The 20,392-nt window shown below is 64.0% G+C and carries 21 protein-coding genes; 7 read left to right on the forward strand and 14 right to left on the reverse strand.

Annotation, left to right across the window (positions count from 1 at the left end):
- Nucleotide 1: 1 nt before the first annotated feature.
- Nucleotides 2-1,117, reverse strand: coding sequence for an efflux RND transporter periplasmic adaptor subunit (locus QA643_RS37480; protein WP_283035056.1), 1,116 nt, complete (start codon nucleotides 1,115-1,117; stop codon nucleotides 2-4).
- On the opposite strand from QA643_RS37480, the gene QA643_RS37485 reads away from it, so the two are divergent.
- Nucleotides 1,017-1,340, forward strand: coding sequence for a hypothetical protein (locus QA643_RS37485; RefSeq protein WP_283035111.1), 324 nt, complete (start codon nucleotides 1,017-1,019; stop codon nucleotides 1,338-1,340). The genes QA643_RS37480 and QA643_RS37485 overlap by 101 nt on opposite strands.
- Before the next feature lie 62 nt (nucleotides 1,341-1,402).
- Nucleotides 1,403-2,236, forward strand: coding sequence for a cysteine rich repeat-containing protein (locus tag QA643_RS37490; protein WP_283030795.1), 834 nt, complete (start codon nucleotides 1,403-1,405; stop codon nucleotides 2,234-2,236).
- 40 nt (nucleotides 2,237-2,276) lie between these two features.
- Here QA643_RS37490 and QA643_RS37495 read toward each other — a convergent pair whose 3' ends face one another.
- A complete protein-coding gene (locus QA643_RS37495) occupies nucleotides 2,277-2,636 on the reverse strand; it encodes a hypothetical protein (protein ID WP_283030797.1) in 360 nt (119 codons plus the stop codon).
- A 212-nt stretch (nucleotides 2,637-2,848) separates the two neighbouring features.
- Here QA643_RS37495 and QA643_RS37500 point away from each other — a divergent pair, with 212 nt between their 5' ends.
- The 3 genes from QA643_RS37500 to QA643_RS37510 all read left to right on the forward strand — a co-directional run bounded on the left by QA643_RS37500 (nucleotide 2,849) and on the right by QA643_RS37510 (nucleotide 6,037).
- Complete coding sequence (locus tag QA643_RS37500; RefSeq protein WP_283030799.1) at nucleotides 2,849-3,061, forward strand: hypothetical protein; 213 nt, start codon at nucleotides 2,849-2,851, stop codon at nucleotides 3,059-3,061.
- Nucleotides 3,062-3,287: 226 nt separating this feature from the next.
- Nucleotides 3,288-4,427 carry an FAD-dependent monooxygenase gene (locus QA643_RS37505; protein WP_283030801.1) on the forward strand — a complete coding sequence of 380 codons (1,140 nt, stop codon included), beginning with the start codon at nucleotides 3,288-3,290 and terminating at the stop codon, nucleotides 4,425-4,427.
- A complete protein-coding gene (locus QA643_RS37510; protein ID WP_283030802.1) occupies nucleotides 4,424-6,037 on the forward strand; it encodes a benzoate-CoA ligase family protein in 1,614 nt (537 codons plus the stop codon). The genes QA643_RS37505 and QA643_RS37510 overlap by 4 nt, the downstream gene beginning before the upstream one ends.
- 190 nt (nucleotides 6,038-6,227) lie before the next feature.
- Here QA643_RS37510 and QA643_RS37515 read toward each other — a convergent pair whose 3' ends face one another.
- Complete coding sequence (locus tag QA643_RS37515) at nucleotides 6,228-6,737, reverse strand: MarR family transcriptional regulator (protein WP_283030803.1); 510 nt, start codon at nucleotides 6,735-6,737, stop codon at nucleotides 6,228-6,230.
- Nucleotides 6,727-7,356, reverse strand: a complete 630-nt coding sequence (maiA, locus tag QA643_RS37520) for a maleylacetoacetate isomerase (protein WP_283030804.1) — start codon at nucleotides 7,354-7,356, stop codon at nucleotides 6,727-6,729. Before maiA ends, QA643_RS37515 begins: the two co-directional genes overlap by 11 nt.
- 111 nt (nucleotides 7,357-7,467) lie before the next feature.
- Between maiA and gtdA the strand changes: the two genes are divergently transcribed.
- Complete coding sequence (gtdA, locus tag QA643_RS37525; RefSeq protein WP_283030805.1) at nucleotides 7,468-8,508, forward strand: gentisate 1,2-dioxygenase; 1,041 nt, start codon at nucleotides 7,468-7,470, stop codon at nucleotides 8,506-8,508.
- Between the two features lie 156 nt (nucleotides 8,509-8,664).
- Here gtdA and QA643_RS37530 read toward each other — a convergent pair whose 3' ends face one another.
- The 4 genes from QA643_RS37530 to QA643_RS37545 all read right to left on the reverse strand — a co-directional run bounded on the left by QA643_RS37530 (nucleotide 8,665) and on the right by QA643_RS37545 (nucleotide 12,976).
- Nucleotides 8,665-9,486, reverse strand: a complete 822-nt coding sequence (locus QA643_RS37530; RefSeq protein WP_283030806.1) for an ABC transporter permease — start codon at nucleotides 9,484-9,486, stop codon at nucleotides 8,665-8,667.
- The gene (locus QA643_RS37535) at nucleotides 9,479-10,252 is read right to left on the reverse strand and encodes an ABC transporter ATP-binding protein (RefSeq protein WP_283030807.1); all 774 of its coding nucleotides are present in this window, start codon (nucleotides 10,250-10,252) and stop codon (nucleotides 9,479-9,481) included. The genes QA643_RS37530 and QA643_RS37535 overlap by 8 nt, the downstream gene beginning before the upstream one ends.
- A 174-nt stretch (nucleotides 10,253-10,426) precedes the next feature.
- Nucleotides 10,427-11,428: an ABC transporter substrate-binding protein gene (locus QA643_RS37540; RefSeq protein ID WP_283030808.1), complete on the reverse strand. Its 1,002-nt coding sequence runs from the start codon at nucleotides 11,426-11,428 to the stop codon at nucleotides 10,427-10,429.
- Between the two features lie 183 nt (nucleotides 11,429-11,611).
- The gene (locus QA643_RS37545) at nucleotides 11,612-12,976 is read right to left on the reverse strand and encodes an FAD-dependent oxidoreductase (RefSeq protein ID WP_283030809.1); all 1,365 of its coding nucleotides are present in this window, start codon (nucleotides 12,974-12,976) and stop codon (nucleotides 11,612-11,614) included.
- Between the two features lie 107 nt (nucleotides 12,977-13,083).
- Between QA643_RS37545 and QA643_RS37550 the strand changes: the two genes are divergently transcribed.
- Nucleotides 13,084-13,968 carry a LysR family transcriptional regulator gene (locus tag QA643_RS37550; protein WP_283030810.1) on the forward strand — a complete coding sequence of 295 codons (885 nt, stop codon included), beginning with the start codon at nucleotides 13,084-13,086 and terminating at the stop codon, nucleotides 13,966-13,968.
- A 12-nt stretch (nucleotides 13,969-13,980) separates the two neighbouring features.
- Here QA643_RS37550 and QA643_RS37555 read toward each other — a convergent pair whose 3' ends face one another.
- The 6 genes from QA643_RS37555 to QA643_RS37580 form a co-directional block, all read right to left on the reverse strand.
- Complete coding sequence (locus tag QA643_RS37555) at nucleotides 13,981-14,787, reverse strand: aspartate dehydrogenase (RefSeq protein WP_283030811.1); 807 nt, start codon at nucleotides 14,785-14,787, stop codon at nucleotides 13,981-13,983.
- Nucleotides 14,788-14,893: 106 nt separating this feature from the next.
- Nucleotides 14,894-16,924 (reverse strand): HAMP domain-containing methyl-accepting chemotaxis protein, encoded by a 2,031-nt coding sequence (locus tag QA643_RS37560; protein WP_283030812.1) that lies wholly within the window; start codon nucleotides 16,922-16,924, stop codon nucleotides 14,894-14,896.
- Between the two features lie 17 nt (nucleotides 16,925-16,941).
- Entirely contained in the window at nucleotides 16,942-17,928 is a 987-nt protein-coding gene (locus QA643_RS37565; RefSeq protein WP_283030813.1) for a TRAP transporter substrate-binding protein, read from the reverse strand.
- Nucleotides 17,929-18,142: 214 nt separating this feature from the next.
- Complete coding sequence (locus tag QA643_RS37570; RefSeq protein ID WP_283030814.1) at nucleotides 18,143-18,943, reverse strand: enoyl-CoA hydratase-related protein; 801 nt, start codon at nucleotides 18,941-18,943, stop codon at nucleotides 18,143-18,145.
- A 76-nt stretch (nucleotides 18,944-19,019) separates the two neighbouring features.
- Complete coding sequence (locus QA643_RS37575; RefSeq protein ID WP_283030815.1) at nucleotides 19,020-20,123, reverse strand: Spy/CpxP family protein refolding chaperone; 1,104 nt, start codon at nucleotides 20,121-20,123, stop codon at nucleotides 19,020-19,022.
- Entirely contained in the window at nucleotides 20,120-20,287 is a 168-nt protein-coding gene (locus QA643_RS37580; protein ID WP_283030817.1) for a hypothetical protein, read from the reverse strand. Before QA643_RS37580 ends, QA643_RS37575 begins: the two co-directional genes overlap by 4 nt.
- Between the last annotated feature and the right edge of the window lie 105 nt (nucleotides 20,288-20,392).

The raw sequence follows: 20,392 nt of genomic DNA on the forward strand, positions 1-20,392 counted from the left end.
CCTATTTGGCCGACGCCGGCTGCGCTTCGACTTTCTTGATTTGCGGATCGACCTTCTGGCCCGGGATCGCGCGGAGCAGCCCGGCGGTGATCACGCGGTCGTCGGCTTTCAGGCCCTCTTCGATGACGCGGAGCTCGCCTTCCAGCGGCCCGACCCGCACCTTGCGCTGCTCGACGATATTGTCGGCGTTCACCACCAGCAGGTAGCGTCCGGCCTGATCGGCACCGAGGGCGACGTCGGGCACGAACAGCGCATTCTGCACCTGATCCACCGGCACGCGAACCCGGACGAAGAACCCCGGCAACAAGGCGCGGTCGGCATTGGGCAGCACCCCGCGCACGGGAAGCGTGCCCGTCGACTGATTGAGCGTCGCGGCAGCATAATCGAGGTTGCCCTTGTGCGGAAAGCCGGTCTCGGTCTGCAATCCGACTTCGACCGGCAACTGCCTGAGATCGTCGGCCGTCATTCCACGCTTGCGGGCTTCCGCGCGGATTCGCAGCACGTCCTGTTCGTTGACGTTGAAATTCACATAGATCGGGTCGAGCGCCACGATGGTGGCAAGCTGCGTCGGCGAAGACGCACCGACGAATTCGCCGATCGAGACGAGATGCGCGCTGACCACGCCGTCGAACGGCGCGGCCACATTGGTATAGCCATAATTGACCGCCGCGATCTTGGTATTGACCTGGGCCTGCAGCAGGTTGGCCTGCGCATTGTCGCGGTTCGAGGTGGAAGTATCCAGCGTGGCCTGCGAAACGGCCTGCCGCTGCACCAATTCCTGCTGGCGCTTGAAGTCTGCTTCGGCCTGTCGCACCGTTGCCTGCGCGCCTGTTTCCGCCGCCTGCGCCTGTTCGAGCTTGAGCTTGTAGGTGTCGGGCTCGATCGTGAACAGCGAGGTGCCCTCCTTTACGAAGGCGCCGTCCTTATAGTTGATCGATTGCAGAAAGCCCTGTACGCGCGCGACCAGATCGACATTCTTGAACGCAGCCGTATTGCCCGTCGCTTCCAGATAGCGCGTGAAGGGGCGCTGCACCGGTGTCATCACTTCGACCTTCGCCGGCGGAGGCGGCACAAAAGTATTTTGTTCGCAGGCACTTAAGACGGCCATCGCGACCATCGCGAAGCCGGCACGGCTGATCGTCGCGCCTTTTTGTGCGGCAGTGCCGCATGATTCCGGACGTGCAGGCGAACGCGAAGCCTTCATTTTTCGTGCCCCAATCTTTTTGTCTGGAAAAGGCTTTAGTCAGAAATCGGCTTTCCGCTACCCCATGAAAATAGCAACAATCCGCTTGCGGCGGAACCAGAAAGCGAAAATGATGTGTCCCGATTTTTCTAAATGACTTTCGAGATTCACTTCCGGTTGGAGCGGCGGCTTCCGGCGACGACAAAAGGATTTATTCAAATGATCAACACTTTGACGCGCACGAGAAAGCTTGGGCCGCTGCTGGCGGCCGCAATAGTCGCAACTGCAGTACCGGTGTTTGCGCAAGCGCCGACCCAGGCGCAGCGCGACGCCGTCAAATCCCAATGCCGCTCCGACTACATCGCGCATTGCTCAAGCGTGCCGCCGGGCGGCGAGGCATCGCTGCAATGCCTGGCTAAGAACATGTCAAGCCTCTCGCCGAGTTGCCAGAGCGCGGTGCGCGCCGTAGAGGCAGCGGCCGCACCCGCCAAGCCGGCGGACACGGCGAAGCCGACCGAAACCGCGGCGCCGAAATCTGCAACTCCGGCCGCGGCAACGGCAGCACCATCCAAGTCTGGCGAACCAAAGGCCGCAGCCGCGCCGGCCGCAGGACAGCCGTCCAGCGCGCAAATTTCCGCGATCCGCAGCGCGTGCCGCTCCGATTATCCGAAGGTCTGCGCGGGCGTGCCGACCGGTGGCGCACCGGCGGTGCAATGCCTGGAGAAGAACAAGGCCAAACTCTCGGCCGGCTGCGCGACGGCTGTCTCCGCGGTGACCGGCGGTGGCGCTGCGTCGGCCGCGGCAGCGCCCGCAGCGGGTGCAGGCGCGGCCGCTACCGCTGCGCCGGCGGCGGCGCCAACCGTCATCGTGCTGCGTCCGCTGCGCCCGCGCGAAGAACTGTTCGTGCTGCGCTCGGCCTGCGGCGCCGACGTCCGCACGATTTGCGGCGGCGTCGCGCCGGGCGGCGGGCGCATCGTGCAGTGCCTTGCGACCAACGCCGCCCAGCTGTCGCCGGCCTGCAAGGACGTGCTGTCACAGTTCGCCGCGCGTTGACCGCCGCGTCCGGCGATCCCCATCGATCCGGGATCGCCGGTCACTCGCCGCCGCGAAAGGCGAGGATGAGCTGAATGAGCCGCACCGACAGCGAGACATAGAAGATCGTCATCAGGATTTGGTAGGCGATATGCCAGTTGAGCCTGGCGAGCTTGTAGAGTCCGTCGAGGAAGTTCAGCAGCAGGAGAATGACGCCGAACAGCATGACGCCGCGGCCGATCAGGCCGTGCCTGAGATAGCCGAACAGCTGGATCGCCGGCTCGTTGCTCGATACATGCGCGCCGGCCGATACGATCAACGTCCCGATGATCATCTTTTCGACGTGAGAGAATACTTCTTTTGAGACCGGTCCGACACGTTCGGCATAGAACGATAGCCATTTGGCCCTGAGCTGCGCCATTGGATTTTCCTTAGGGTTCTTGCAGCAACGAAATGGAGTTTCACTACAGCGGGTCCGCGATCAAGAAGCAAGGATGAGCCCCGCTTGATCTACGAACAATCCATTCGACGAGATCGTCGTCCGTACACGCCGTGACATCCGCAGAACCTTACGAAGAAACTTCAATAAGAAACTTTCGAGACTGAATACGAGCAACATTCCGGGAGACTGCCATGCGTTATTTCCTGATCATTGCATCCGCCCTCCTCGCCTTCGGCACCACGATGACGTTTGAATCGACGGAAGCCAATGCCGTCGTATGCGCCAGGGGCGTCTATCGCGCCGGCTGCGCCGGAGCCCGTGGCGCGGTCGTCGTCCGCAAGCCCGTCGCCGTGGCCTGCCGCTGGGTATGGGTCGGTGGCGTGAAGGTCCGCCGCTGCGTCTGACGTAGCCGGTTTGCCCGTCATCCGCCGCGGGATACTGGTCCGCTTGGCGGACAGCCGTTCGCGGATAGAACTGGCGGGCCGTGACGGGCGGCACGGGCCGGATCCTGAGGTCGTGGGGACCGGACGCTCGCCCCGCGCCGGCATCATTTTTCTGTAGCGCAAATTTCTGGCGCGGATTAGTCTCCGCTTCAAATTAGTAAGTATACTGTCGATTTGGGAGGAAGACGTGCGTATCGCCGTCATCGGCGGAGGCCCCGGCGGCCTCTATTTCGCCTATCTCTGGAAGCGGCGTCGCCCCGACGCCCATATCGATCTGTTCGAACAGAACCCGGAAGGCGCCACCTGGGGATTTGGCGTGGTGTTTTCCGAGCAGGCGCTGGAATTCTTGCGCGCCGACGATCCGGAGACCGTCGATGCGATCACGCCGCGGATGGAGAGCTGGAAGAACATCACGCTCAATCTGCGTGGGCAAAGCGTCGAGATCGACGGCATCGGCTTCTCCTCGATCGGCCGGCTCGAACTGTTGACTCTTCTGCAGCAGCGCGTGCGCGCAGCCGGCGTTGCGGCGCGCTATGACACCACGATCAAGTCGCTCGACGAACTGGCGGGCTATGACCTGATCGTCGCCGCCGACGGGCTGAATTCGCTGGTGCGCCGCGGCTTTGAACAGGAATTCGGCGCCACCGTTTCGCACTCCACCAACAAGTTCGCCTGGTATGGCACGGCTAAGCGCTTCGCCACGCTGTCGCAGACATTTGTGAAGACCGATCTGGGTTTCTTCAACGCGCACCACTACCGCTACTCGCCCTCGATGAGCACTTTTCTGGTCGAATGCGACGCCACGACCTGGCAGGCCTACGGCTTCGAGCACAAGACGATCGAGCAGTCGCAGGCGATCTGCGAAGAGATTTTTGCCGAGACGCTCGACGGCCACGCGCTGGTCTCGAACAAATCGGTATGGCGCAACTTCCCCTGGATCTGGAACGAGAACTGGTCGTACAGCAACATGGTGCTGATCGGCGATGCCCTGCATACCGCGCATTTCTCGATCGGCTCGGGCACGCGGCTTGCGATCGAGGATGCAATCGCGCTGACCAAGGCGCTGGAGGCGGAAACTGATATTGCCGCAGGCCTCGCCCGCTACCAGGCCGAACGCAAGCCGATCGTGCAGAAGCTGGTGACGGCCGCGCGCACCAGCGCCGACTGGTACGAGCGCTTCCCCGAGCACATGAAGCTCGGCCTGATGGATTTTGCCTACAGCTACATCACCCGCTCCGGGCGGATCGCCGACGACCGGCTGCGCGCGATGTCGCCGGAATTCATGGCGCGCTACGAGGCGGCGAAGACAATCGGGAGCCAGGCATGACGTCACCCATTTCCGATTTGGTCCCCCGCGACAATCCGGGCGCCCGCGAGATCGGCTTTGCGATTCCAGAAGACTATAACGCCAGCCGCATCCTGTTCGACAATCTCGCCGCGGGCCGCGGCGAACGGCTGGCGCTGACCGGCCCCGGCGGCACGCGGACATATGCACAGCTCTGCGCCGAGGCCGCGCAATGGGGCCACGGCTTCCGGTCGCTCGGCCTGAAACGCGGCGACCGCATCCTGATGTTCCTCGACGACACCCCGGCCTACCCGGCCGCCTTCTTCGGCGCGGTACGCGCAGGCTTCGTGCCGCTGTTGATCAACACGCTGACGCCGCCGGACTTGTTGCAGTTCTATCTCTCGGACGCCGGTGCGGCCGTCGCGGTCGCCGAGGCCGAGTTCACGTCGCGGTTCAATGCGGAGGCCTGCAAGGATACGCCGCTCAAGACCCTGGTCGTAGTCAACGGCGCAGCCGGCGAACACGCCGTGCCGAAAACCCTGATCGCACCGCAATGGCTCGAGGACCTCCCGACCGATCTGGCTGAAGCCGACACCCGGCGCGACGATATGGCGTTCTGGATGTATTCATCCGGCTCGACCGGCCGTCCCAAAGGCATCGTCCACCTGCAGCACGACATGGCCTATAGCGAGCAGGCGTTCGCCCGCAGCGTGCTCAAGCTCGGCCCCGATGACATCTGCTTTTCGGTGCCGAAAATCTTCTTCGCCTACGGCTTTGGCAACGCCATCACCTTCCCGTTCTCGGTCGGCGCGGCGACGCTGCTGCTGCCGGGCCAGCCGAAGCCCGCCACGATCTTCGAGGCGATCGAAAAATACCGGCCGTCGGTGTTCTACGGATTGCCGACGCTCTATACCTCGCTGACCAAGGCCGAAGGCGCTGAAGCGACCAATTTCTCCTCGCTGCGGATGGCGCTGTCGGCCGCTGAGGTGCTGTCGGCGGAAGTCTTCAACGGCTGGAAGAAGCTGACGGGCCTCGAGATCATCGAGGGCCTCGGCTCGACCGAGGTGCTGCATATCTATCTCTCCAACCTCCCTGAGAAGAAAAAGCTCGGCGCTGCCGGCTTGCGCGTGCCCGGATACGAAATCCTCCTGAGGGACAAGGACGGCCGCGAGGTCGGCGACAACGAGGAAGGCATTTTGTGGGTGCGCGGCGATTCCAACACGCCGCTATACTGGAACCGGCCCGACAAGTCGGCCGAGACCATTCGCGAGGACGGCTGGATCTATACCGGCGACCGCTTCATGCGCGACACCGACGGATTCCATTTCTTCCGCGGCCGCGCCGACGACCTGATCAAGATTTCGGGGCAATGGGTCTATCCGCTCGAGGTCGAGCTCTGCCTTGCCGAGCACCCCGATATCAGGGAATGCGCGGTGTTCGCCGCCGAGCTGCCGGATAGACGCATGACACTGAAGGCCGTGGTTGTCATGAACACGGGCGAGTTCGACACGGGCGACGCGACGAAGAAGCTGCAGGATTACGTCAAGGCAAAGCTGCTGCCGTACAAATATCCGCGCGAGATCAGGTTCATTGCGGAACTGCCGAAGACCGGCACGGGGAAGATCGATCGCCAGGCATTGATGAGGATGTAGCCGATCCGCATCAACAAACTCGATGTCGTCCCTGCGAACGCAGGGACCCATAACCACAGGCCGTCGTGGCTATCGCAAGCTGGAGCTCCGGCGCATCGCAAAACTCAATGCTGTGGTTATGGGTCCCGGCTCAAGGCCGGGACGACAGCGGAGGTTTTGGCGCGGACTCTGCGTCCCTTACGCGCGCCCCTCACCCCGCCTTCCCCAGATGCTCCAACGCATCTTCGGCACGCAGCGGCACGCGCGAGGCTTCGTTGTTGAGATCGACGAGCTGCGTCAGCAGCGCCAGCAGCGTCTTGCGGTCGGCCGGCTTCAATGGCTGCAGCATCCGCAGCTGCGCGCGCTCGACCGAGGGCATGATGTCGCGCAGCACGGCGGCGCCGGCCTTCGAGAGATAGAGCAGCTTGACGCGCTTGTCCTCGCGCGATGGCTTGCGCTCGATCAGCGTCTTGCTCTCGAGCCGCTCGATAACGTTGCCGAGCGTGGAACGGTCGAAGGCGATCACCGCCGACAGCCGCGTCGCGTCGATGCCGGGATGGGTATGGATCGCCACCAGCGCCGCATATTGCACCGGCGTCAGGTCGAACGCGCTGCATTCCTCGACGAAGATCGAAACCGCGATCTGCTGCATGCGGCGGAACAGGTAGCCGGGCGCGGTGTAGACCGCGTCCATGGTGATGGGACCTGGCTTACTCGGCATCGCTCTGCCTGTCCGGTGCGGCGTCCGCGAACGCCTTCATCTCCCTGGCCGCGGCTTCGGCCTCGAGCAGGCGGGGAAAGCCGGACACATCGACCCCGAAGCGCCGCGCGTTCGCCAGCTGCGGCACGAGACAGAGATCCGCCATGGTGGGCTTGTCGCCGAAGCAGAACGGCCCCTTCTCGCCCTTGACCAGCGCTTCGCAGGCGGAAAGGCCCTCGCGATTGACCCAGGCCGCCCACTCCGTCACCTGCTCTTCCGCCAGGCCGAGCTGGCGCAGGCGGGCGAGAACTTTCAGGTTCTGCACCGGGTGAACGTCACAGGCGATCGCCAGCGCGAAGGCGCGCACCTTGGCGCGGCGCAGCGGATCCTTGGGCAGCAGTGGCGGACTCGGATGGGTCTCATCCAGCCATTCGATGATCGCGAGTGATTGGGTCAGCACCGCACCGGACTTCTCCAGCGTCGGCACCAGCCCCTGCGGATTAAGCGCGAGATAAGCGGGTTCGCTCTGTTCGCCCTTGCGAAGATGATGCGGCAGGTGCTCGGCCGTGAGCCCCTTGAGGTTGAGCGCGATCCTGACCCGATATGCCGCGCTGCTGCGGAAATAGCCGTGCAGCTTCATCTGAAACCTCCCGTGATTCTTACCTACCCTTACGCTTTTACCACATTGACGCTACCGATATTGTAAGTATACTGTCAATCTCAAGACATAAGAACAAACGGGAGGCTTGCTATGGAAGCCGTGCAGAAGACGCCGGAACGCGAGGCGTTCTACAAGAGGATTGACGGCGACAATCTCTCCGCGTTGTGGACCGTGCTGGGCGACCTCGTCACGCCGGAGCCGCGAAGCGCCTGCCGGCCGCATCTGTGGAAGTTCGATTCGATCCGCGACTACATGACCGAGGCCGGCAAGCTGATCACGGCGAAGGAGGCCGAACGGCGGGTGCTAGTGCTGGAGAATCCCGGCCTGCGCGGCCAGTCCAAGGTCACGACATCGCTGTTTGCTGGCGTACAGATGGTGGTCCCGGGCGACGTCGCGCCCGCCCATCGGCACAGCCAGTCGGCGCTGCGCTTCGTGCTCGAAGGCAAGGGCGCCCACACCACGGTCGATGGCGAGCGCACCGCGATGGAGCCCGGCGATTTCATCATCACGCCGTCGATGACCTGGCACGATCATTCCAACGAAACGTCCGATCCGATGTTCTGGCTCGACGGCCTCGACATCCCGATGGTGCAATTCTTTGACGCCTCCTTTGCCGAGGGATCGAACGAGGATCAGCAGAAGATCAGTAAACCCGCTGGCGACAGTTTTGCGCGCTACGGCCACAACCTGCTGCCGGTCGACGAGAAGCGCAAATCGAAGACCTCGCCGATCTTCAACTATCCCTACAGCTACACGCGCGAAGCGCTGGAGCGGGCGAAGACGCGCGACGAATGGGACGCCTGCCACGGGTTGAAGCTGAAATTCTCCAACCCCGAAACCGGCGATTTCGCGATGCCGACGATCGGCACCTTCATCCAGCTACTGCCGAAGGGTTTTAAAACCGCGCGCTATCGCTCGACCGATGCCACCGTGTTCGCCGCAATCGAAGGCAAGGGCCGCACCAGGATCGGCGACCAGACGTTTGAGTGGGGCGCACGCGATTTGTTCGTGGTGCCGAGCTGGCACTGGGTCACGCATGAGGCCGATACCGACGCGGTGCTGTTCTCGTTCTCCGATCGGCCGGTGCAGCAGAAGCTCGACCTGTTCCGCGAAGATCGCGGGAATGCGTAAGGGGTCGGCCCGCAAAACCGTCGCCCCGGCGAAGGCCGGGGCCCATACCGCGTGATTTATCGGTAGGACGATCTGGCAAACGCTCGTCTGCCATAACACACATTTGTGGCAATGGGTCCCGGCCTTCGCCGGGACGACATCGCGTTTGTGGCGCGCTCACCGCCAGTGCAACAACCGCGCCTCCAGCACGTTGATCGCCTTCCCCACCGCCAGCCCGAACAGTGATAGGATGACGACGCCGGCCAAGAGCTGATCGGTCTGCATCAGATTGCCGGCCTGCAGCACGAAGGCGCCGATGCCGTACTGGGCGCCGATCATTTCCGCGCTGACTACCAGCAGCAGCGCCACCGAAGCGGTGATGCGGAAGCCCGCGAGGATCGAGGGCAGCGCGCCCGGCCAGATCACGCGCCGCACGATGGCATGGAACGGCACGTTAAAACTCTGCGCCATGCGGATCAGGTTGCGCGGCACAGCATCGACGCCGCTATAGACCGAGATCGCGGTGGAGAAGAACACCCCGAGCGCAATGGTCGCGATCTTCGGCTCCTCGCCGATCCCGAGCCAGAGGATCAGAAGCGGCAGTAGCGCGATTTTCGGAATCGGGAACAGCGCCGAGATAAAGGTGATGCCGACGCCGCGCGCCAGCGTCGACAGCCCGATCGCGAAGCCGACGATCACGCCCGCCACAGTGCCGATCAGCCAGCCGGAGCCAATGCGAACCACCGAGGCCGCAATGTGCTGCCAGAGCGCGCCTGACATCGCGAGCTTGTACATCGCGAGCCCAATAGCCGACGGCGGGGGCAAAAACAGCGGATTGACCCAGCCGGCGCTGCCGGCGAGTTGCCAGAGCGCGATGACAAGCGCCAGGGCGATCCATCCCGACGCGCGGCCTCCGCCCGGTACAAAGCCCGCGCCGCGAAAGGCGACCGGCCGGGTGCTTTCGTCTGCCAGCTTTTCCTGCGGCGCGCGTTCAAGCATGCTGCACCTCACGCTCGGCGTCGATCGCCTCGTCGCGGATCAGCGACCACAACTGGTTTTGCAGGTTGAGCAGCTTGCTGCGGGCATCGGCGCCGCCGCGTTCGTCGCGAGTCATCGAAATGCTCACGATCTCGCGGATGCGTCCCGGCCGGCGCGACAGCACGACCACGCGGTCGGCGAGCCGCACCGCCTCCTCCAGATTATGCGTGATGTAGACCGCGCCCATTGCACCATCGGCGAGCAGGCGGATGAAATCCTCCATCAGCAGTTCGCGCGTCTGCGAATCCAGCGCCGACAGCGGCTCGTCCATCAACAGGATCGCGGGCCGCACCGCCAGCGCCCGTGCAATGCCGACGCGCTGGCGCATGCCGCCGGACAATTGTTTTGGATAGGCGCCGCGAAAATCGGATAGCCCGGTGCGGCGCAACGCATCCTCGACGACGGTCTTGCGCGTGGCGGGATCGAGCGCGGTGTGAACCAGCGGGAATTCGACATTCGCCGCCACCGTACACCAAGGCAGCAGCGCAAAATCCTGGAACACGAAGGTCAGCGGATTGAGGCTATCGGCCGGCGGCGCGCCGCGCAGCTCGGCGGCGCCCGCGCTCGGCTGCAGCAGGCCGCCGAGGATCGACAGCAGCGTGCTCTTGCCGCAGCCGGAAGGCCCGACGATCGCAACCACCTCGCCGGAGGCGACGGTGAACGACACCCGGTCGAGCACGTCGAGGCCGCCGAAGCGGTGGCTGATTTGGTCGGCAATCAGGTCCATGTGGTTCCGTTTCTGCAGCCACCGCAGAGGCCGCTCGGCCTCATCGTTCGAGACGCCGCATTGCGGCTCCTCACCATGAGGGGTAACAGCGTCTTCCGCAAATCGAGGTCTCTCTCCTCATGGTGAGGAGCGCGGCATGCCGCGCGTCTCGAACCATGAGGCCACGCTGTTTCATCAATCCGCCTTCACATATTCCTTGGCGATGATCGCATCGGCGTCAAAGCCCTTGTCGACAAAGCCCTGCTCCTGCAGCCAGCTGATCTGGTTGGCGACATTCTTCACATCGAGCTTGCCCTCGGGATCGATGTACGCGCAATTGCCGACCACCTGCTCCACCGGCAGATTGGTGTATTTGGCGATAATCTCCAGCAGCGGCTTTGTCTTGTCGTTAATCTCGGCCTTGCCGTCCTTCACCGAGGCCAGGATCACGTCGTGATATTCGCGGTCAGCCCGCGCCAGCGCGGCGAGCAACTTGGTCACCAGCGGCTTGTTGGTCAGCGTCTTCGGCGAGGCAAACACCGCGCCGAGCTGCCAGGGCGTCTCATCGCCGACCCAGCCGAGGAATTTGGCGCCGCCGGAATCCACCAACGCCCGCGCCGTCGAGATCGGCAGCAGCGCGGCATCGACCGTCTCGCCCTTCAGCGCGGCTGCGGCGTTCGACAGCGATTGCAGCGGCATCACTTTTACGTCCGCGAGCTTGAAGCCGTATTTGTCGGCAAGCAGGCCGAGCGAATAGTGAAAGCTGGAGCCGACCTGCGTCATCGCGATGCGCTTGCCCGCGAGATCCTTCGGCGTCTTCAGCCCGGCGGCATAGGCGTTGTTGCTGGCGAAATAGCCGATCAAGGGATAGCCGGCCTTCTCGCGGCTCATGCCGCCGATCACCTTCAGCGTGCCCTTGCCGGCGAGATTGTAGAGCCCGGCGGTGAACGCGGTGATGCCGAAATCGACGTCACCGGAGGTGGTCGCCACCGCGATCGGCTGCGCCGCGTCGAAGAATTTCAGCTCAATATCGAGCCCGGCCTCGCGGAAGTAGCCCTTGTCCTGCGCGATGAACACGGGCGCCGAGGACGACAGCCGGAGCACGCCGATCTTGGCCTTCAGCGCCTCGGCACGGGCGATCCCGCCTGCCGCCATCGCCAATACGCCCGCCAGCGCGAGCCGCGCAACCATCCTCATCCGGCTTCCTCCGCCCATTCTTGTCATAACCAATCTAATCACGTCGTCCCTGCGAAAGCAGGGACCCATACGCCGCGGCCGCGCTTTGGGCCCCGGGCAGACGGCCTTTGCTATCACTAAATCCTGTGGTTATGGGTCCCTGCTTTCGCAGGGACGACGTGGCGTATTTCCATAATCACCTATCTACAACCCCTCGGGCACCGACTGATCCCGCCCGATAAACGCACCCTGTTGTTTTAGCATCTGTTGCAACTTTTCAACCGCAATGTCGCGCGGAATCGTATTGCCGGACAGCGCCAATGACGCGGCGAGGCCAGCCGCCTCCCCCATCGCAAAGCAAGCGCCTGAGACCCGGGCCGCCGACTGGCCCTCATGGGTCATCGAGGCGCAGCGGCCGGCCATCAGGAGGTTGTCGATGCCCTCGGGCACCAGCATGCGATAGGGCAATTCGTTGAAGCCGCGCGATTCCGGGATCGGCGGGAACTTGAACACGACGTCGCCCGCGACATGCTGCTCCATCGGCCAGCCATTGACCCCGATCGAATCCTCGAACGAGGCGCAGCCGAGCACATCCTCGCCCGACAGCATGTAGCCGCCGATCACACGCCGCGTCTCGCGGATGCCGAGTTGCGGCGGCAAATCGATGATGTAGGATTTTTCGAAGCCGGGCACCGTGCGCAGGAATTCGAATGCGGCGAGCGCCTGCCGCCGCCCATCTATTTCGCCGCGCGTCATCTGGTCCGGGTCGATGCCGCTAACCGCGCTGCCGTCCTCGCGCGCGAGCTGGGTGAAATTGACCCGCCATTCGATCTGGGAACGCTGCGGCCGGACGATCGCGGTCTTGCGGGGAAAATGATGCGTGCCGGCGGCTTCCGCCTTTTCCATCAGCGCCGGGATGGTCCGCCAGGCCTCGCCCGCCTTCTCCGGATCGATGCCGTTGAGGCGGAACATCATCGACGGGTACATCATGCCACCGGCATTGTCGCCGACTTCAAAGGGTGCGCCCGCCCAGGCCGCGAGATCGCCATCGCCCGAGCAATCGATAAAGATGCCGGCGCGTATTGCCTGTCGTCCGGCCTTGGTCTCCACCATCAGCGCGTCGATGCGCCGCGCTCCGTCCATCACCACGCCGGCGCCCAGCGCGTGAAAGAGAATGTCGACCTTGTGCGCGGCCAGTAGATCGTCCGCAGCGATCTTGTAGGCCGCGGTGTCATAGGCCTGTGCAAAGATCTTGCCGAGGATCAGATGCGGCGCGTTGAGCCCGTCCAGCCGGTCGATCCGCGCCAGCAGGTCGGAGGCGATGCCCTGCACCACCCGGTGCATTCCGCCATAAACATTGGCGTGCAGCCCGCAAAAATTGGTGACGCCAGCAGCCGTGCCCATGCCGCCGAGAAAACCGTAGCGCTCGATCAGCAGCGTCCGGCGCCCGGCGCGCGCTGCGGCCACCGCGGCCGCGATGCCGGCTGGCCCGCCGCCGAGCACAGCGACCTCGTACTCGCCGTAGAGCGGGATCTGGCGGGCGGGTTCTTCGATTGTCGTGGCCGTCACGGGCGCTTCCATTCCCTTTGATCTCGTTGGGGACACTATGAATTGATGCGCAATGCACTACAATCCACCAAATTGCGCGATCAGCTTTCTCGAATCGTGAAAAGCGGATGGATACGCTCACCAATCTCCAGGCGTTTTTGGCTTCGGCCGATGCCGGCGGCTTTTCCGCCGCCGCCCGCAAGCTCCATGTTTCGACCTCGGTGGTGGCCAAGCGGGTCACGCAGCTCGAGGCGCAGATTGGGATCGCGCTGTTCCGCCGCTCGACCCGCCAGTTACGGTTGACCGAAGCGGGCCAGCAATATCTGCACCGCGCCCGCGGCGTGGTGGCCGACGTCGGCGATCTCCTCGCGCGCATGGGCGAGAAAGACCAAGATCTGGTCGATCACCTTCGCATCAAGGCTCCGACATCGCTCACCATTGCCCGGCTTGCCGATGCGTTCAGCGCATTCCAGACGCAGAACCCGCGGCTGAAGCTCGAGATCGTGCTGATCGATCGTCCCGTGGACCCGGTGACGGAAGGATTCGACATCGCCATCGGCGCTTTCCCGCATTCATTCGGCGGCGTGGTCGATGAACCGCTATGCTCGCTCAGGCGGCTGTTATGTGCATCGCCCGCCTATCTCGCGGCGCATGTCCTGCCGAAACACCCGCGCGATCTGGTCGAGCATCGATGCCTGAGTTTTCTGCCGACCGGATCGGAATGGACGTTTGACGGACCTCGAGGCCGGATCAACATCCAGGTGCGTCCGCTCCTGAGCTCGAACGAGGGCCATGTGCTGGTGAAGAGCGCGATCGCCGGCAACGGCATTGCCTTCATCTCACATTACCTCGTGGCCGATGCGCTGAAGAGCGGCGCGCTGCAGGTGGTGCTGCCGGATTTCCAAATACCCGAACTTTGGGTCAAGGCCACCATTCCGGAGCGGCGCGTCAACGCCGCCGCGGTGCAGGCGCTGCTGCAGCAACTGAGACGTTCGCTTTCCCCGGCGCTCTAGGGCCGCAGCGCTTTACGTTCCGACCTGCAGCGGCGAGGTCAGCTTGCGCAGCGCCGCAATCACCGACAGCGCGGTGATGCGACCCGTCTTGGGATTCTCCGACGGGATGTTCTCGATCGACATCGAAAACGAGGCGGAATCGGAATCGACTCTGATTTGGTGACAGTTCCGCGTCACCGCCGGATCGGCCCAGATCTCGATTGTCGTGCGGTCGGGACCGATGCCCGCCAGCGACAATGCCGCCACCACGTTCACATTAGCCGGAAAGGCGGCGGCCGCGTCGCGCGCCGAACCCTTGAACACGCAGAGCGCCGAAGTCAGACCCTCGACGGAAATTCCGTTCTCGACGAGATAGGGCGCGCCGGCAAGACCCTTCGGCGGCTTGCGCGTCACCATCTGCACCGAATAAATCGTGCCCTCGGCCGCGGCCGAGACCGCATCGAAGCCGATCAGCGCGCCAGTCGGCACGATGATCTGGCCACCATGCGCCCGGGCGAGATCGATGAGATCGGGACGCGGCAACAGCGCGCTGGCGCTCAGCACCATCACCTGCTTGCCGGCGGTAAGCATCGGCCCGCAGATCTGGTCGAGGATGGCGGCCGGCGCGCATTCGACAACGAGGTCGGCATGCTCGGGCAGCGCATCGAGCGAAATCAGCGGGCACGAGATGCCCTCGCGATCGAGCCACGCTTTCGCCTTTGCAGGATCCCTGCTCGCGATCGCCGCAAGCGAGAGGCCCGGCAAGCCTTGCGCCAGCCTGCGCGCGACGGTTCGACCGATCTCACCAAGGCCGGCGATGGCGATACGTTTGGATGGCAAATCCGATACTCCTGCGGCGGACGTTATAAGGCATGTCTACCGCCGCGCCGAATCCATCTTCACCAGCCGCTCATTGAGGCCCCTGCGATGACGTCCCGCGCTGCCGTCAGGCTGCGCGAATGGTCTGCAGAAAGTCGCTGACGTTGCTCTTCAGCGAAACGGCCTGCTGCCGAAGCGCCGCTGCAGCCGTAAGCGCGGCTTCGGCACCGGCGTCGGTCTCGCTGGCCACCGCGCGCACGTCGCTCATCTCCTGCGTGACCGCGGCGGTTCCGCTTGCCGCCTCTTCGACATTGCGCGCGATGTCGCCTGTCGCGGCGCCCTGCTCCTCGACTGCGGCGGCAACCGCCGAGGCGATTTCGGCCATTTCCTTGACCGTGGCACCGAATTGCGTGATTGCCGCCACCGTCTCGCCGGTGGCGCTCTGGATGGTTGCGATCTGGCTAGCGATCTGTTCCGTCGCCTGCGCGGTTTGCGACGCGAGATTCTTCACCTCGCTGGCGACGATCGCGAATCCCTTGCCGGCATCGCCGGCCCGCGCCGCCTCGATCGTCGCGTTCAGTGCCAGAAGGTTGGTCTGGCTTGCGATCGCCTGGATCAGCTGAACGATGGTGCCGATCTTTTCCGCGGCGCTGGACAGCCCGGCGATCAATTCGGAGGTCCGCTGCGTCTCGCCCGTTGCCCTGCTCGACACCGTGACGGAGCGCTGCACCTGGCTCGATATTTCACGGATGGAGGCGGCGAGTTGCTGAGTGGCAGAAGCAACCGTCTGAACATTCATCGACGCCTGCTCGGCGCGGGTTGCAACCGCTTCCGCAAGCCCCCGGCCGCGTTCGGCAACCCGTGCCAGCTCCTCGGCGCTGCGGCCCATCTCCTCCGCGCGGCCGCCAACGCCCGTAATCACGCCCTGCATGCCTTGCTCGAAGCGGCTGGCGAGCTCGGACATCATGCGCTGGCGATCCGCCTCGGCTGCGTCGTGTTGCGCTGCAGCTTCCCGTTCCATGCGGCGAACAGCCAGCGCGTTTTCACGGAATACCTCGACAGCTCGTGCCATGCGGCCGATCTCATCGCGCGACTCGCCACCCGGGATCGCATCGTCGAGCTCGCCCGCGGCAAGCGATTGCATCCTTTCCGTCATGCGGCGGATCGGACCGGAGACGCTGGCGCCGATCAGCCATGCCAGCACCGCGCCCAAAAGGAGAGCACCGGCCGCGCTGAAGATCACCGTCTGCTTCGTGTGCTGAACCGCAGCAGCCGTCTTCTCGCCCTGTTCGGCGCGCACCGCACCAAGTTTCGTGTTGATCTTGTTGACCTGCTCGTCGATCGCAGCACCGGCTTTCACCAGATCGGCTTGCTTCGCACGCAGATCGCCGGCAACCTTGACCACCTCGTCCAGCGCAGCGGCGTCAGCGGTGATCGCGGCCTTCAGCGCCGCAACCAGCGACTTCAATTTGGCCTCTCCCGTGCCAGCAATTTCAGCTTCTGTGTCTGCGATTGCGAGCTGGACGTAGGTCAGCGCAAGCTTGGCGTCGTCGGCATCGGCCGTCGACAGCGTCTTTCCATATCGCATCACGGTGATCCGCAACGCGTCGACGACGGCGGCGAGCCGCATCGGGTTGACGAGGCGTTCCGGATCGGATCGGTTGGCAAGCGCGACCTGGATGCCGCCGACATTAAGCGCCGCGACGGCACCATGTGCGTCAGTTTTCGTCGTGGCGGCACGCAGCCGGTCGACGGCCTCCGCCGCCGCCGCAAACGAAGACCGGTAGGTCTCCAGCGCTGCCCGCACCGGACCGACGCCCTCCACGATGGTCGGCAACGTGCCGAACTGGCGTTCGATCTGGTCGGCCAGCTGGCCGACACGCGAGATCGCCTGCGTCGCAGCATCCTTGTCGCCAACATTCCAGGTCCGGATGAATTTCTCCACCGCGCCGTTTGCGCTGAGCAGCGCGGCGCGCACCTGCGACATGCCGGCGTCACCGGCGGCGCTGGTCACGAGTTCATTGACCGTCCCGCCGATTCGCTCGACCTGAACCATGGCGAAGCCGCCGAGCACGACGAGGAAGCTCAGGACCAGCGCGAAGCCGCCAAATACCCGCGGACGGACACCGATCCAGGACATCATAGAAGACAGTTTCATGGTATTTCCGAAAGCTACTAACGAGTGGACCGAATGGCGGCGATCAGATCCTTGCCGAAACGCTTTTCGAATTCCGGATCGAGCGGCTTGAGCGCGTCCAGGAAGGGCTGGCGGTCAATCGTCTCGATCACCTCCATGCCGCCTTTGCGCACTTGTTCGAGCCTAGGGGCGTCAAGCTGGGCCTGCCAGGTAACCTCGGCCGCCGCCTTGGCGGCCGCGATCAGCACCGCCTGGTCGGCAGCATCGAGCTGCTCGAACATCGCGCGATTGGCGACGAAGGCGATCGGTGCAAAGAAATGTCCGGTGAGGGTGAGGTATTTCTGGACTTCGTAAAACCGGCTGTTGGCAATCGTCGGCACCGGATTTTCCTGGCCGTCCAACCGTCCGTCCTTCAGCGCGGCGTAGACCAGCGGAAATTCCATGGGCACCACTTCCGCGCCCAGCGCCTTGAAGGTCATTGGATAGATGTCGTTCGGGATAACGCGGATCTTGAGTCCCTTGAGGTCGGCGGGTGTCCGAATCGGGTGCTTGGAATTCGTGATGTTGCGAAAGCCCTGCTTGCCAAGCGCCAACAACGTCAGCCCTTTGTCGGCGAATTTGGCGGCGATCGCCGCGCCGATCGGACCTTGCGCCACCGCCTTGGCATGCGCCACGTCGCGAAACAGGAAGGGAACGTCAAACACGCCCAGTTCGGGAACGACCGAGCTGACGACGCCGCCGGAGATCACCGCCATATCGACGGCGCCGGATCTGGTCGCGGCAAGAACCGTGTTTTCGCTGCCTAGCGCCCCGCTCCCGCGGTAGTCGACGGCGATACGCTTGCCGGACAGCGCCAGCAGTTTCTGACGAAACTCGTCCGAACCGAATTGCTGCGGCGCCTGAGACTGCGAGTTGAATGCGAGCGAGATCAACCGGGGTGAAGCAATAGCCGGATGCGGCAGCAGCAGCGTTGACGCTGCAATCATCGATCCCGCTATCCAAAAGCGTCTTAACTGTCTGCGCATGTCACACCATTGCCTTGGCCGTGATCGCAGACCTACCAAACAATTATGGTTAAGGTCTTAAGGCGCCCTGCCCTTTCGACCAAAGAAGCGGGCCGCTACGCGACGGGCGACGCTTTGGGGCGGCGTTCCGGCGCTGGAACGGCAACTGCCAAAGCCTGGCTGTGGCCGCATGCGCGTCCTTTTTGGCGGACGCCATCGGTGCATCGCCGGCCTGCTAAGCCTTGCCTCCCCAATTCGCCGCGCGCTTTTCCGCAAACGACGCCAGCCCCTCCGACGCCTCGTTCGTTTGCCGCCGTGCCGAATGCATTTTCACCAGCCGTGCATAGGCTGCGTCATCGACTCCCATGCCGCCGAACGAGCTTTCCATCGCCAGCGCCTTGGTCTCGGCCAACGCTTCGGGACCGTTGGCGAGCAACTGCTCGACGACCTTGGCGCCCGCGATCTCCAGATCAGCCAGCGGCACCACCTCGTGCACCAGGCCAATGCGGCGCGCCTCCTCCGCGCCGAACCGTTCGCCTGTCAGCGCATAGCGGCGCACCTGGCGGACGCCGATGGCGTCGCAGAGCTGCGGGATGATGATCGCGGCCGTCAGACCCCAGCGCACTTCAGTGATCGAGAACATCGCATTGTCGGCTGCGATCACGACGTCACAGGCCGAGATCACCCCGGTGCCGCCGCCGAAACAGCCGCCCTGCACCAGCGCCACCGTCGGGATTGGCAGCGTGTTCAGCCGCTGCACTGCCTCGAACGTCGCGCGCGACACCGCCTCATTCTCTTCGGCCGATTTCGGCCGCACGCCATTGATCCATTTCAGATCGGCGCCGGCCTGGAAATGCCTGCCGTTTCCCTTAAGCACGACGAGGCGAAGGTTCGGCTTCTTGCCAAGCTCGTCCATTGCGGCGAGCACGCCGCCGATCAGTCCGCCATCATAAGCGTTGTTCACCTCGGGGCGATTGAGCGTGACGGTCGCGACACCGCGCGCGTCGAGATTCCATAGGACGGGATTGGCAGTCATCGGCAGCCTCTTTGTTCGGCATTCTTGTTATGCCGAACAGTAGGCCGGGATCGCAGTCGATGTCACGGCTGCCGAACTACCTTCGGCCGTATCGCTGCATCATATCTGCCCTGTCGGCAACCGAGGTCCGCCGCGGGCCGATCGCCTCGAATTGCGCCTTCTGCTCGTCGTTCAAGGTCGCATAGAAGTCATCGAGCGCCGTTCGCACCTGCTTGACTGCCTGCAGCATGACATCCAGCCGTTTGCCGGTCGCCGCGAGCCGTGCCGTCGGCGTGGCCGCTTCCTCAGGTCGGCACGAGGTAGCGAGCATATCGGCAGCCTTGGTGCTGGCATCCTGCAGCGCCGTCAGCTTGGCACGCTGGGTATCCGCCGGGCGTAGCCTCGTCTCGATTTCCTCGGTCGGCCATCGCAGGCTGGAGGATTGCGTGACGTCGCAAGGCGGCGCCAACGATCTGCTGCGGCGTCGCTCGGTCTTGCGTTCCTGATCTTCCGCCACCGCGTTCAGCCGGGCCTTCTGCTCGTCATTCAAAAGACCGTATAGCTTCTCCAGCGGCGGCTGAACGGTCGCGACGCCCGCGATCATCGCTTCGATCCGCTGCTGCATTGAGGCCAGCCGGCCCGAGGCTGTCAGTGCGATCGAGCTCGGGCACGCCGCCTTGATCTTCTGTGCCGAAGTCACCGATGCATTGGCGAGATCGTCGAGCGCAGCGCGTTGCGCCTCGGTCGGATCGATGGTCTGCGCAATGAGGTCGATCGGCAAGCCTGCGATTTCGCGGCTGTCCTCGCCGCAGAGCAGCGCCAGCCGGTCCGGACCGCCGGCAGCATCGCGCGGCGGCAGGTAGCCGGAAAGGCCCTGATAGTCATAGGGTCCGAACAGGCCGGCATAGATGTCGTCATAGCCATAATACCAGAACGGCGCGCCGATGCGCGGTCCCCACAACGCATAATCATAGATATCGAAATAAGCGAACGGCCAGAACAGCGGCCCGACCCAGCCGTACCCGCCATTGCCGTGCCGCCACCAGCCGCCGCCCCGGCCGCGCCCGTATTGCCAGCCGGCCAGCGCCGCGCCGGCGGTGACGCTGGCGCGCATGGCGGGGCTATGCAGCGCGGCAGTATGACGATAGCTGCGGGCGAGCGCGCGCGAGTTCATCGCGCGGCCGCTTCCGGCAAAATTCATGCGCTGCGCCGAGAACGAGCGGTGCGCTGAAAATCCGCGGTGTGCGGATCTGGCGTGAAAATGGCCGCCGTGATGCCGCCCGCCGAAATGGTGCCCGTGACCGCCACCACGATGACCGCCACCACGATGACCGCCGCCGTGTCCGCCCCCGTGGCCACCGCCATGTCCACCTTTCGCAATCGCGAAATCGGTCACGCACAGCGCCGTCGCGAAAACAATGGCCGCGATTCCTAACGCGATCTTTGACATGGCACGTCCCCTCATCGTCG

The sequence above is a fragment of the Bradyrhizobium sp. CB3481 genome (assembly GCF_029714305.1).
In the GTDB taxonomy this organism is placed as follows: Bacteria; Pseudomonadota; Alphaproteobacteria; order Rhizobiales; family Xanthobacteraceae; genus Bradyrhizobium.